General features: G+C 67.2%; 15 protein-coding genes. 7 read left to right on the top strand and 8 right to left on the bottom strand.

The genetic code is table 11. From position 1 onward, the window contains the following. Positions 1–27: 27 nt before the first annotated feature. The 3 genes from GA0115259_RS21970 to GA0115259_RS21960 all read right to left on the bottom strand — a co-directional run bounded on the left by GA0115259_RS21970 (position 28) and on the right by GA0115259_RS21960 (position 1,514). Entirely contained in the window at positions 28–555 is a 528-nt protein-coding gene (locus GA0115259_RS21970) for a transposase (RefSeq protein WP_237540298.1), read from the bottom strand. Continuing rightward, the gene (locus GA0115259_RS21965) at positions 552–1,091 is read right to left on the bottom strand and encodes a winged helix-turn-helix domain-containing protein (protein WP_093599918.1); all 540 of its coding nucleotides are present in this window, start codon (positions 1,089–1,091) and stop codon (positions 552–554) included. The genes GA0115259_RS21970 and GA0115259_RS21965 overlap by 4 nt, the downstream gene beginning before the upstream one ends. 99 nt (positions 1,092–1,190) lie before the next feature. Continuing rightward, on the bottom strand, positions 1,191–1,514 hold the full coding sequence (locus GA0115259_RS21960) for a recombinase family protein (RefSeq protein ID WP_093599915.1): 324 nt from the start codon (positions 1,512–1,514) through the stop codon (positions 1,191–1,193). A gap of 218 nt (positions 1,515–1,732) precedes the next feature. Here GA0115259_RS21960 and GA0115259_RS21955 point away from each other — a divergent pair, with 218 nt between their 5' ends. Both GA0115259_RS21955 and GA0115259_RS21950 read left to right on the top strand, forming a co-directional pair. Further along, complete coding sequence (locus GA0115259_RS21955) at positions 1,733–2,899, top strand: helix-turn-helix transcriptional regulator (protein ID WP_093599910.1); 1,167 nt, start codon at positions 1,733–1,735, stop codon at positions 2,897–2,899. Between the two features lie 17 nt (positions 2,900–2,916). After that, complete coding sequence (locus GA0115259_RS21950; protein ID WP_093599907.1) at positions 2,917–3,636, top strand: 5-formyltetrahydrofolate cyclo-ligase; 720 nt, start codon at positions 2,917–2,919, stop codon at positions 3,634–3,636. Between the two features lie 90 nt (positions 3,637–3,726). Here the strand turns inward: GA0115259_RS21950 and GA0115259_RS21945 are convergent, their stop codons facing one another. Next, positions 3,727–4,104, bottom strand: a complete 378-nt coding sequence (locus tag GA0115259_RS21945; protein ID WP_093599904.1) for a PepSY domain-containing protein — start codon at positions 4,102–4,104, stop codon at positions 3,727–3,729. 114 nt (positions 4,105–4,218) lie between these two features. Here GA0115259_RS21945 and GA0115259_RS21940 point away from each other — a divergent pair, with 114 nt between their 5' ends. Further along, the gene (locus GA0115259_RS21940) at positions 4,219–4,881 is read left to right on the top strand and encodes a response regulator transcription factor (RefSeq protein WP_093599901.1); all 663 of its coding nucleotides are present in this window, start codon (positions 4,219–4,221) and stop codon (positions 4,879–4,881) included. Next, positions 4,878–6,368, top strand: coding sequence for a sensor histidine kinase (locus GA0115259_RS21935; RefSeq protein ID WP_093599898.1), 1,491 nt, complete (start codon positions 4,878–4,880; stop codon positions 6,366–6,368). The genes GA0115259_RS21940 and GA0115259_RS21935 overlap by 4 nt, the downstream gene beginning before the upstream one ends. Here the strand turns inward: GA0115259_RS21935 and GA0115259_RS21930 are convergent. The 4 genes from GA0115259_RS21930 to GA0115259_RS21915 form a co-directional block, all read right to left on the bottom strand. Further along, a complete protein-coding gene (locus GA0115259_RS21930) occupies positions 6,342–6,818 on the bottom strand; it encodes a MarR family winged helix-turn-helix transcriptional regulator (RefSeq protein WP_093599895.1) in 477 nt (158 codons plus the stop codon). The genes GA0115259_RS21935 and GA0115259_RS21930 overlap by 27 nt on opposite strands. A 111-nt stretch (positions 6,819–6,929) precedes the next feature. After that, positions 6,930–7,718, bottom strand: a complete 789-nt coding sequence (locus GA0115259_RS21925; protein WP_176732614.1) for an AIM24 family protein — start codon at positions 7,716–7,718, stop codon at positions 6,930–6,932. Further along, on the bottom strand, positions 7,715–8,365 hold the full coding sequence (locus GA0115259_RS21920) for an AIM24 family protein (protein WP_093599892.1): 651 nt from the start codon (positions 8,363–8,365) through the stop codon (positions 7,715–7,717). Before GA0115259_RS21920 ends, GA0115259_RS21925 begins: the two co-directional genes overlap by 4 nt. Further along, entirely contained in the window at positions 8,365–9,003 is a 639-nt protein-coding gene (locus tag GA0115259_RS21915; RefSeq protein WP_093599889.1) for an AIM24 family protein, read from the bottom strand. Before GA0115259_RS21915 ends, GA0115259_RS21920 begins: the two co-directional genes overlap by 1 nt. Before the next feature lie 274 nt (positions 9,004–9,277). On the opposite strand from GA0115259_RS21915, the gene GA0115259_RS21910 reads away from it, so the two are divergent. The 3 genes from GA0115259_RS21910 (at position 9,278) to GA0115259_RS21900 (ending at position 11,934) form a co-directional block, all read left to right on the top strand. Continuing rightward, positions 9,278–9,640 carry a DUF3817 domain-containing protein gene (locus GA0115259_RS21910; RefSeq protein WP_093599924.1) on the top strand — a complete coding sequence of 121 codons (363 nt, stop codon included), beginning with the start codon at positions 9,278–9,280 and terminating at the stop codon, positions 9,638–9,640. Then, positions 9,637–9,930, top strand: coding sequence for an MTH1187 family thiamine-binding protein (locus GA0115259_RS21905; RefSeq protein WP_093599886.1), 294 nt, complete (start codon positions 9,637–9,639; stop codon positions 9,928–9,930). Before GA0115259_RS21910 ends, GA0115259_RS21905 begins: the two co-directional genes overlap by 4 nt. 228 nt (positions 9,931–10,158) lie before the next feature. Beyond that, positions 10,159–11,934, top strand: a complete 1,776-nt coding sequence (locus GA0115259_RS21900; RefSeq protein WP_093599883.1) for a glycosyltransferase family 2 protein — start codon at positions 10,159–10,161, stop codon at positions 11,932–11,934.

Genomic DNA, 11,934 nt, shown 5'->3' with positions numbered 1-11,934 from the left:
CTACTGATCTTTGACTGGTCTTGTCGATCAGGATGGTTCGAGTGTGAGGCCGGTCCCGGCGAGGCATCCGTCGATGACGTCGGGCCGGTACTGGATCGTTTTCAGTTTGCGTTTCACCGCGCGGAGAAGTTCGTCGAAGGTCTGGGCCGCGAGGTTGCCGAGATCGCGTTTCAGGAGCGACCAGATGCCTTCCTGCGGGTTGAGGTCGGGTGCGTAGGACGGCAACTGGACCACGGTCAGCCAGTCGGCCTTCTCGATGAACTCCCGTAACGGTCGGACGAGGTGGGTGGCCAGGTTGTCCCAGATGAGGATGATCGGGCCGCCGAGCTGCTGGTGGGCCCGGCGTATCAGGTCGCGGTAGTCCTGCCAGGTCAGGCTCTTCGGCTCGTTCTTGCGGCCACGGTGGGTGCGGATGTGGTGGAAGAAGCGGGAGCGGTGGCCCGGTTTGTAGCCGACCATGCCGGCGACGTGGATCCTTCCCGACCCGCCGCCGTGGACCTTGGCGACGGGGGTGACGCCCCGGGGTGCCCACGTCTTCACGCGCGGCGGCCTCATCGACTGCCCGGATTCGTCCTCGAAGACAATCCAGGAACCGGAGACCGCCGCCATCCTTTTACCGCCGGCCAGGTCTCCTCCTTCCAGACCTCCACCGCCTCGTCGTCCCGCTCGGTGGCCCGGCAGGCCGGCTGCTGCCATGACCAGCCGTGCCGCCGCAGAAGCCTCCACGTGCCCTCGACCGTGTACGTCACGTGGAACAGCCGGCCGATCATCGTCTTCACCCGGGCCAGGGTCCACCGCTGATCGAGCCAGCCATGGGCCAGCGGCCCACGGGCCAACTCCCGCTCCAGTCGGGCGATCTGCCCATCCGACAGCCGCGGACGCCCCGGAGAACCCTTCGACACCAGACCAGCTTCACCACACTCCCGCCAGGCCTTGCGCCACCGCTCGACCGACCGCACCGAAACCCGCAGATCCGCGGCGATCCTCACGTTCGCCTGCCCTGCCTCGAACCGGGCCCCGGCCTCCAGCCGCATCCGTTCCCGGGCCGCCCGTTCCCTATCGGACAGCCCACCCCCTTGCGCATATCTCACACCACATGGAGACAGCCCACCCAACCGCCAGTTGTCAGCCGAACCAGCCGACATCACCCGTTCAACTTCAGTAGCCGTACATGGACGGCTTCACCGCGTTCACCGCTGGGCCCCCTGAACGACCCACAACCGGGCGCCGATCTCCCGTTCGATGTGCTGGCGCATCGCATCTTGGAGACCGGGCAGTCGAGCGAAATGCCAGAGAGACGGCACGATCACATTTCTTACGTTGCCGCACTTGAGCGCGGCGATCATTGCGTCGAAAGCAGGCTCGATGGATCGCACATGCTCAATGAAAACGCGCTCCAGGGAGAAGTCCTCACGTTCGGCGTGAGCGGCCAATTCGCGCTTGATTCCTTCGGTTTCCTCGCTCTCGGCATCGGTTGCCGCTAAACGTACATAGCCGTAAATCACTGGTCGCATCCGTTCCTCCTGGCGTAATTGGGGGCAACCGGCGGCGTGCTCCTGCGTTCGCAGCCACTGGTCGACCCGGTAGCCAGCCAAGCTCCCCGACGTGCGCAAATCCACAGCACATGCGCGGCACGAATGACGCATCGATGCCGCATGAAGCCGTCTGGCGTGCATAGGCGGGGAGTTACTCGGTACAGTGGTGACCCGCGCCCGCACTGGAGGGATGGGCGATGGCAACCAAGCGCATACGGTTTGTCCAGCGTCGCAAGGTCGCTGGTTTCACCCAAGAGGGACTTGCCGAACATCTCGGCGTCGAACGCTCGACCGTGGGCCGATGGGAAACCGCTGAGACCGAACCACAAGTGTGGTTGCGTCCCAAGCTCGCCCGCGCGCTCAAAGTCACTGGTGAGGAACTGCAAGGAATTTTATCCGATGTGACAGCTCTTCAGGCGCGACCCAGCGAACGCATGAACTTCGCCCTGGAGAATCCCGCATCCACCGATATGGTCGTCGCCGCTCATCTGCATGAGCGAGTTCGGCGGCTCGATGAGTCCTACGACCAGTCCTCTTCAACCAGCTTGCTCGGGCCGGCAGGTCAGACCCATGGACAAGTTAAATTCCTCCGTGAGAACGCTTCCAACCCGCGTGTACGGCGGGCGCTTTACGAGATCGAGGCGGACTCGGCAACCCTGATGGGCCAACTGGTCTGGGACGTCAGCCAGAGACGTGATCAGCACGCGCCGCTCACCTACTTCGGTGAAGCCGTAGAAGCCGCCCGTCACGTCCGGGATCCGTCGATCGAGTCCTATGCCACGCTGCGCATGAGCTTCGTTGCTCTCTACGGTGAGAAGAGTCCGCAACGCGGCGTCACGCTTGCCCAACGGGCGGCCGAGGTTGCCAAGGTGGCCAGCCCTTCGCTGACTGGTCTCTCCCTTCTTCATGTTGCCGAGGGGCACGCGATGAAGGGCGCGCTCAAGGAGTGCGAGGACGCGTTACGGAAGGCCGATGCTCAGTTCGACCGGGTGGGCCCAGACGATGTGGCGGCGCAGTACTACACCGTCAACGAGTTCAACCGCCTCTCCGGATCGTGCTACCTGTTTCTTGATCTCCCGGAACGGGCGGAGCCGATCCTCCGCACCACTACGCGGGCGCTGGCGGCCAAGAAGAAGAGCCAGGTCATCGCGCTCGGCAACCTGACGCTCGCACTCATCCGTCAGGGCAAGCTGGATGAAGCGGCTGCGACCATGCACCGCACCATTGACGCGGTCGAGCTGACACGTGGTTGGGGCGGTCTCAATCTGGCCTTCTCTGCCGGCCGAGAGCTTCGGCAGTGGCGAAATGAGCCTTGGGCGCAGGACATCAATGATCGCTTGCTCGCGCTGATGGCCACGACGTAGAACGGAATGGGTGGGGCGTGACAGATATTGACCGGGCCAAGCAGGCTGTGCGTGACAAGGTATGGCGCCGTCTTGTCGACGGGGGTGGTGCACCGGACGACTCGTACGGCAAGATTCCTGGCTTCTACGGAGCCGAGGCGACAGCCGAGCGGCTGGCCGCGCTGGACGAGTGGCGGCGTGCCGCTACTGTCAAGGCCAACCCTGATTGGGCACAGCTTCCCGTCCGCGTCCGCGCGCTGAAAGACGGCAAGCTCATGTACATGGCAGTGCCGAGGATGGCGAGCCTGCGCCCGTTCTTCCTGCTCGACCCTGCCACCTTGGATATACCGGCCGAGGAGGCAGCCGATAAGAGGGGTGCGGCTGAGGTCGCCCGCCGTGTCGGTGTTGATGACATGCGGCCTGTCGACGTCGTGGTGTGCGGCAGCGTCGCGGTCAACCGGTCGGGCGCACGCATCGGCAAGGGGGCTGGATATTCCGACCTTGAGGTTGCGCTGTTGATCGAGGCGGGCTTGGTGACGGATCGTACGGTGATCGTCGCGCCGGTTCATAACCTCCAGGTGGTCGAGGAAGACATCCCCGAAACTCAGCACGATTTCAGTGTGGACTACATCGTCACGCCGGACGAAGTGATCTCCTGCCCCAACCGGCGTCGGCCGCACGGGATCATCTGGGGTGACCTGTCGTCTGACAAAATCGCCGCGATTCCTGTGCTGGCAGCCCACCGGCATGCGCAGTAGAAAGTCAGATGCCTGAGGTCGGACCGTTGTCCTTATGACGAAACCGCCCGGCCGTCGTGGCCGGGCGGTGTGTGCGGGGCGCGCCGCTGCTCAGTCGTCGTCGCCGCGGTCGTCGGTCCGGTCGTCGTCGCGGTCCGGCGTGACCTTGCCCGTGCGTGCGTGGATGTTCAGTTCGTGGGTGCGGCCGTCCTTGCCGCGTACGTCGACCTCCCAGTGGCCCGTACGGTCGTCGTCCCGCTCGACGGAGGTCACCGTTCCCGGAACCTCCTTCACGGCCGCGTCGGCCGCCTGTTCCGCCGTCAGAGGCGGCCGGCTCACTTTCTGCGGGTGCGGAGAGCCGTCCGGCGGCGGAAGCTGTGTCACCGGGCCGGCCGTGCTGTCGTCGCCGCCCATGGCGACCGCGGTGTACGTTCCGCCGCCGATCAGAGCCGCCGCGGCGATGGCGGCGATGACGAGATTGCGCTTCATGAGGTTCTCCCCAGTCGGTCCGATTGCGAACGACCTCAATGTCCCTGAGGGAAGCTGAAGCCAGCCTGAAGCAGGCTGAAGAGATCTTCAGGTTCCGTTTGGCAGGGTGGGGACATGCGTTTGCTGATCGTGGAGGACGAGAAGCGGCTCGCGGTGTCGCTGGCCAGGGGGCTGAAGGCCGAGGGCTTCGCCGTGGATGTCGTCCACGACGGTCTCGAAGGGCTGCACCGGGCCGGCGAGGGCGTCTACGACCTGGTCGTGCTCGACATCATGCTGCCCGGCATGAACGGCTACCGGATCTGCGCCGCCCTGCGCGCCGCCGGCAACGATGTACCGATCCTGATGCTGACCGCGAAGGACGGCGAGTACGACGAGGCGGAGGGGCTCGACACGGGTGCCGACGACTATCTGACCAAGCCGTTCTCGTACGTCGTGCTGGTCGCCCGGGTCAAGGCGCTGCTGCGCCGCCGCGGTTCGGCCGGTGCCTCGCCCGTGCTGCGGGCCGGGAGTCTCACCGTCGACACCGCGGCCCGCCGCGTTTTCCGGGACGGCACCGAAGTGGCGCTGACCGCCAAGGAGTTCGCCGTACTGGAACAGCTCGCGGTCCGGGCGGGCGAGGTGGTCGGCAAACCGGAGATCCTGGAACACGTCTGGGACTTCGCCTACGACGGCGATCCCAACATCATCGAGGTCTACATCAGTACCCTGCGGCGCAAGATAGGCGCGGCGGCCATCCAGACCGTGCGCGGTGCGGGCTACCGGCTGGTGGCGTCATGAGCGCCGGAAGACGCCCGTTCGGCCTCGGCCGCCTCTTCGGCTCCGTACGGGCCAGGACGGCCCTGGGGGCGACGGCCGTCGTGGCGGTGGTGCTCGTGGCCGCCGGGATCGCGGTCCTGCTCCCGCTCCACGCGAACCTCACCGACCAGGCCGACCAGCAGGCCGACTCGGCGGCGCGCGATTTCGCCCTGGACATCGCGTCCAAGGTTCCTGCCCGGAGCTCGTACGCGGATCTCGGACTGCCGGAGACCGGAAAGCAACCGATGCAGCGGATCAGCGGCACCGGATCGCCCGTTGTCTGGATCGAACGGGACCCCGATTCGCAGGTGATCGCCGAGTCGGACGATGACGACGGAGGCCATGGAAAAGGCCGCGGAAAAGGCGACGGCAGCCGGGAGGACGATGGCGGCAGCGACGATCCCGCCATCGGCGAGATCGGTGAGATCACCGGCCACAGCACGGAAAGGGTCACCGTCGACGGCAGGGCGGGCGACTACCGCTTCGCGAGCATCGAGGTGACCGACACCGCGGGCCGGACGCTCGTCGTCCACGCGGGCGCGTCGCTGGCCGCCCGGCAGAGCGCGGTCGGCACGGCCGCCGTGGCGATGCTGCTGGGACTGCCCGTCCTGCTGCTGGTCGTCGGCGGAGTGACCTGGCTGGTGACGCGGCGGGCGCTCAGGCCCGTGGAGGGCATCCGGCGCGAGATGGCGGCCATCACCGCGTCCGAGGATCTGTCCAGGCGGGTGCCGGAGCCCGCCGCCCATGACGAGGTGGCCCGGCTGGCCCGTACGACCAACGAGACGCTCACCGCGCTGGAGGCGGCCGTCGACCGGCAGCGCCGCTTTGTCGCGGACGCCTCGCACGAACTGCGCAGTCCCATCGCCTCCCTCCGCACCCAGCTCGAAGTGGGCGACGCCTACCCGGAGTTGCTGGATGTGCCGGGCGCGGTCGCGGACACCGTACGGCTCCAGCGGCTCGCCGCCGACCTGCTGCTGCTGGCCCGGCTGGACGCGGGGGAGCGGCCGGGACGGACGCGGCTCGATCTGGGCGCGCTGGTCCGCGAGGAGGTCTCGCAGCGGACCTCGGACCGTATACCGGTGACGGTCGAGACCGGTCAGGGAATCGAAGTGGCAGGCTCACGCGGCCAGTTGGCCCGGGTCCTCGGCAATCTGCTCGACAACGCCCAGCGCCACGCACGCGGTTCGGTCGAGGTGTCCGTACACCGCGCGGACGACGGTCAGGTGGTCCTCGCGGTCACCGATGACGGTTCCGGAGTGCCGGAGGCGGAGCGCGAGCGGATCTTCGAACGGTTCGTACGGCTCGACAGCGCCCGCAGCCGTGACGACGGCGGCGCGGGACTCGGCCTCGCCATCGCCCGCGACGTGGCGGAACGCCACGGCGGCACCCTCACGGTCGCCAACTCCCCCTCGGGCGGCGCCCACTTCGCCCTCCGCCTGCCCTCACAGCTTGCCGCGGCGGCCTCGTAGGTGGTCCGCCACCGGGCTCAGTGACGCTCGTAGTTCCGCCAGTGCCTCCGGCGAGAGCAGGTCGATGAAGTGCTTCCGTACGGAGGCGACATGGTGCGGCGCGACCTTCTGCATGGTCTCCATGCCGTGGTCGGTCAGTACGGCGTAGAGCCCGCGCCGGTCCGACTCGCAGTGTTCCCTGCGTACCAGTTCCGCCGCTTCCATCCGGGTGATCTGGTGGGAGAGACGGCTCTTGGACTGGAGCGTCGTCGCCGCGAGATCACTCATCCGCATACGCCGCTCCGCCGACTCCGAGAGATTCACCAGGATCTCGTAGTCGTTCATGGTCAGTCCGAACGGCTGGAGGTCCTTCTCCAACTGGTGAGTGAGAAGCTTGTTGACGTCGAGATGGGTGCGCCAGGCGCACTGCTCCGCGTCGGTCAGCCAGCGGGTGGCGGTCTCGGTCTCCATGCGTGGATTCTACCTAAGAAGTTGAATTCTGTATAAAGTTTCCGCGAGGTGACGTCGCGCACCCACGTTCGACGTCACACTCCGCAGCCTACCGTTCACAGAGCGAAGCACTCACAGGCCGAAGCGACGCTGGAGGTCCCCGAGCTGTCCGGGCAGCCTGGGCGCGGCGCCCTGGCCCGGGTGGCCGGATCCCGGTACGCCCGCGCCGCCGCCCGGCACTCCGGGCTCGTTCGGCACCGCGCCGGTCGCCTGCTCGGCCATCAGCATCTCGGTCGACTGGAGCAGTACCGTACCCGCTCCGACGAACTCGAATTGATGCTCCTCGCCCGAGGTGCCTCCGAGGCCCGTCATCGAGCGCAGCCCGCCCAGCACGCCGGTCATATAGCCGTGGTCGTAGTGGTGGCACGGCGAAGGGCAGTCCGCCCAGCCCACCAGCGCCTGCGGATCCACCCTGATAGGCGGTTCCATGAAGACGACAGGACCGTTCGACGCCGCCACGAACTTGCCCGTACCGATCAAGGTCAGAAAGCCCGGCACGATCGACTGCTTCAGCGCCAGCGTGGGCTGGTACGCCAGCAGATTCCCGGAGCGGATCGTCAGATTGCCGTCCTCCAGGTCGTACGAGTTGACGTCGAAGGCGCGGTCCGCGAGCAGCATCTTGCCGCTGCCCTCCGCCACCACCCAGTCGGCGGCGTGCAGCGGCGAGTGGAAGCTCGTACGCAGCAGCCGCTCGAAGCGGCCGTGGCCGATCCCGTTGAAGTCGATCCGCCCGTAGTAGGCGATCATCTTGCCCTTCTGGAGGAACCACTGGCCGCCCTTCAGCTCCACGCAGAAGGTGTACGCGTTGACGTTGTCGTCGCTCGGCAGCGTCATCGGGTCGAAGATCACGGGCGCGCTCACAGCTTCTCCTCCGACGCCTGGACGTACACCGCACCGCTGCCGCTCAGTTCGAGCTGGAAGGCCTCGCCCGAGCCGCGTCCCACCATGTCGCGCCAGCCGAGTGCGGTGGAGAGCTTGTTCCGTACGTCGCCGTGGTGCGCGACATACGCCTGCGGGTCCACATGGACATCCCTGCCCGGGCTGATGGGCACCTCGATCACTCCGCCGTGTGCCATCACGGCGACCGCGCCATGGCCCTTGAGTGTGGTGGTGAACAGGCCCTGGCCGGTCACCTGGCCGCGCACCATGCCCATGATTCCGCCCTGCGAGCCCATGAACATCGTGCCCTGCTGGAGCGTTCCGTCGAAGGCGAGCAGCCGGTCCGCCTCGACATACAGGGTGTCGCCGGAGAGCCCGATGACCTGGATGTGATGGCCGCCGTGGCCGAACAGCACCGTACCGCTGCCCTCGACCGTCATCAGCGGTGTCGCCTCGTTGGCCACCCGCCGGCCGATCATCGACATCAGCCCGCCCTGGCCGCCCTGCATGTTCGGCGTGAAGCTGACCTCGCCGCGGTAAGCCAGCATCGCGCCGCGCTGGCTGAACATCTTCTGGCCGGGCACCACCGTGGCCTCGACCATCTTCGAGTTGATCTCACGGAACGGCATCAGACGTCACCCCCGATCGTGTTGCGCTCGCTCGGCTGTACGTACACGAGCCCGTCGCCCTCGAAGCGGATCTGGAAGGCCTCGCCGCCGCCCTCGCCCATCAGCGTGCGGAAGGTCACTCCGGCCTGGAAGTGCTGCTGGAGATTTCCCTGGTGCGCGATGTACGCGCCTGGATCGACCGAGAGCGGGTACTGAGGCGTCACCCGCAGGATCACCGCCGGGCCGTCCGACATGATCGCGGCCTGCCCCATGCCCTCGACGGTGGTGGTGAACAGGCCGTTGCCGGTCGCTCCGCCGCGCAGTCCGGTGAAGGTCGTACCGGTCCGCAGCCCGGCGTCGGTGCAGAGCAGATTGCTGGCCTCGACATAGAGCTTGTCGCCGTGCAGCGAGACAAGGTTGATCTCGCTCGCGCGGTCGGCGAAGTAGCAGGTGCCTTGGCCCCTCACCTCCATGACGGTCATCTGTTCGCCGGTGAGCCTGCGCGTCACCATCCCGCGCAGGCCCTCACCGCCGCCGGACATCTTCTTGAACGCCATCTGGCCGTCGTACGCGACCATCGAGCCGTTCTTCGCCTTGACGGAGTCGCCGGACATGTCCACGGCGAGCACCTTGCTGCCTTGCAGTCGGAACTGAGCCACGGATCGAAGGTAATGGGCCGAGGCGGGGACGAACAGGTCTTTCCGTCCCGAAGGCGTTCTGGTGGCGTACCACCCTGGTAACGGTCGAGCAAAAGCGGGCTGCCACAATGGTCGCGCTTGTGCGTGCGTTCACAAGATCGCGCCGCCCTGATGCAGTCTCCGTAACCTCGTGCTGCCCCGACAGCCTCGTGCTGCCCCGACGATGTCGCTCCCGACGACCGACCCCCCGACGGACGACCGATCCCCGACGACCGACGACGAAGGTGCCTTCCTCGTGGACATCAAGACCGCCTCCTCCCTCCACCGACTCCGACTGGTCTCCGCGCCCGAGGCCGTGTCCTTTCTGCTGCTGCTCGTCTGCTCGGTGCTCAAGCGGACGACGGACTTCAACGCGGTGCCCGTGATGGGCGCGGTCCACGGTCTGCTCTTCGTGCTGTACGTGGTCTTCTGGCTGGACGCCTGGAACCGCACCAAGTGGTCCTTCGGGACGGCGGCCCTCTACTTCGTCCTCTCCGTCCTGCCGGCCGGCGGCTTCTTCGCCGAGCGGAAGCTCAAGCGCGCCGCCGAGGACGAGGTCATCGCCTCGCGCGCCCGTCACGAGGACCGCGAGGACCGCGAAGGTACGGTGAAGGCATGATCGTCGCCTTCTCCGTCTCGCCTCTCGGTGTGGGCGAGGACGTCGGTGAGTACGTGGCCGATGCCGTCCGGGTGGTCCGCGAGTCCGGGCTGCCGAACCGCACCGATGCCATGTTCACCTCCATCGAGGGCGAGTGGGACGAGGTGATGGACGTGGTCAAGCGCGCCGTCGCCGCCGTCGAGGCACGCGCGCCGCGTGTCTCACTCGTCCTCAAGGCCGACATCAGGCCCGGTGTCACGGACGCGCTCACCTCGAAGGTCGAGACGGTGGAACGGCACCTCTCCGCCTGAGCGCCGACGTCTGAGCGCCGACGTCTGACGGAGGCCCGTGCCCTCGCGCACAGTTGCCTGCCCAACGTGGAAGTGTCAGCTCCGTACGCCGCTACGCGCCACCGCCCGCAGCCGTAAGCGGTACTCCACGCCCGGAAAACCGCTCGCACGGACGCCTCCCGGTCGACACGCAGGTCGTTGTCCCGTTCTGTGGGGATATCGACCTCGCGAATCTGCTGGGGAGGCACCGTGCGGCCCGACGGCTACGACTACGACACGTACAGCTGCCTGGCCGGTCCCTTGACGGAGCCGGACGGGCCCGGCGCGTACCGGGTGCGGTATCACAGCCTGCTCGCACGCGAGCCGCACCGCATACGCGCGGTCCTGCTGATGACCCTCGCCCCGGTGCTCTCGGCCGTCCTGCTGGTCTATCTGGTCTGGCCCACGCACCGGACCGAGCGCGAGGGCGGCGAGCGCTGGCTGGTCGTCTTCGACCAGGTGATGCTCGGCGCGATCGGCCTCATCGCCTTCTTCATGCTGGTCAACGTCACCTCCGTGGCCCATGCCACGCTGGTCGCCAGGGATCCGATACCCGTGCCCGCCGAGGCGGGCACCCGGGTCGCGTTCCTCACCACGTACGTGCCGGGCAAGGAACCGCTCTCCATGGCGAGGGCGACGCTCGAAGGAGCGGTACGGCTGCGCCACCGCGGCCCGCTCGACGTCTGGCTGCTCGACGAGGGCGACGACAGCGAGGCCAGGGCTCTCTGCGAGGAGCTGGGAGCCCGTCACTTCACCCGGCACGGTGTGCCCGAGTGGAACCAGCCGAAGGGCTCCCACAAGGCACGCACCAAGCACGGCAACTACAACGCCTGGATCGCGATGCACGGCGAGGAGTACGACTTCTTCGCCTCCGTCGACACCGACCACATACCGCTCCCCAACTTCCTTGAGCGGATGCTGGGTTACTTCCGCGATCCGGACATCGCCTTTGTCGTCGGCCCTCAGGTGTACGGCAACTACACCTCACCGGTCACCAAGGCCGCAGAGTCGCAGCAGTTCCTCTTCCACGCGCTGATCCAGCGGGCCGGCAACCGCTACGAAGCGCCGATGTTCGTCGGCACCAACAATGTCGTACGGATCGCGGCGGTGAAGCAGATCGGCGGTCTGTACGACTCGATCACCGAGGACATGGCCACCGGCTTCGAACTGCACCGCAGGCTCAATCCCCGTACCGGCCGGTTCTGGCGCTCCGTCTACACGCCCGACGTCCTCGCCGTCGGCGAGGGCCCGGAATCCTGGACCGACTTCTTCACCCAGCAGCTCCGCTGGTCCCGGGGCACCTACGAGACGCTCTTCACGCAGTACTGGAAGGCGCCTCTGCGGATGCCGCGCGGGCGGCTGTTCAGCTACACGCTGATGCTCGTGTACTACCCGATGACCGCGGTCAACTGGCTCCTCGGCATCCTGAGCTGCGTACTCTTCCTCTGGCTCGGCGCCTCGGGCACCCAGGTCTCCTCCTCGGTGCTGCTGATGCTCTACAGCGACGCCGCCGCCCTCCAGATCGGCCTCTACCTCTGGAACCGCCGGCACAATGTCTCGCCGCACGAGCCCGAGGGCTCCGGCGGACTGGCCGGGATGGCGATGTCCGCGCTCTCCGCGCCGATCTATCTCAGATCGCTCGGCTCGGCCGTACTGCGCACCCGAGGCCGCTTCGTCGTCACACCGAAGGGCGGCAGTGCCAGCCCGGACCGGCTGATGACCTTCCGGCTCCATCTCTACTGGGCCGGAGTCCTGATCGTCTCCCTGATCGCGTCGGTGTTCCTGGACCACACCCACGCGGCGATGCGCACCTGGGCCCTGCTGGCCCTGGCCATCGCACTCGCGCCGGTCGGTGTCTGGGCCTGGACCACCTGGCGCGAGGCCGCGGAGCGCCGGGTCGTCGGCGGCCCGGCCGTCACCGTAACCGCTCCCGAGCCGGGTGAGGAGCCGGAGCCCGCGCTCGTGACGACGACCGGAGGGAACTGA

Origin of the sequence: Streptomyces sp. MnatMP-M17 (genome assembly GCF_900091995.1) — a bacterium.
In the GTDB taxonomy this organism is placed as follows: Bacteria; Actinomycetota; Actinomycetes; order Streptomycetales; family Streptomycetaceae; genus Streptomyces.
This window is presented reverse-complemented; position numbering and strand designations above follow the sequence as displayed.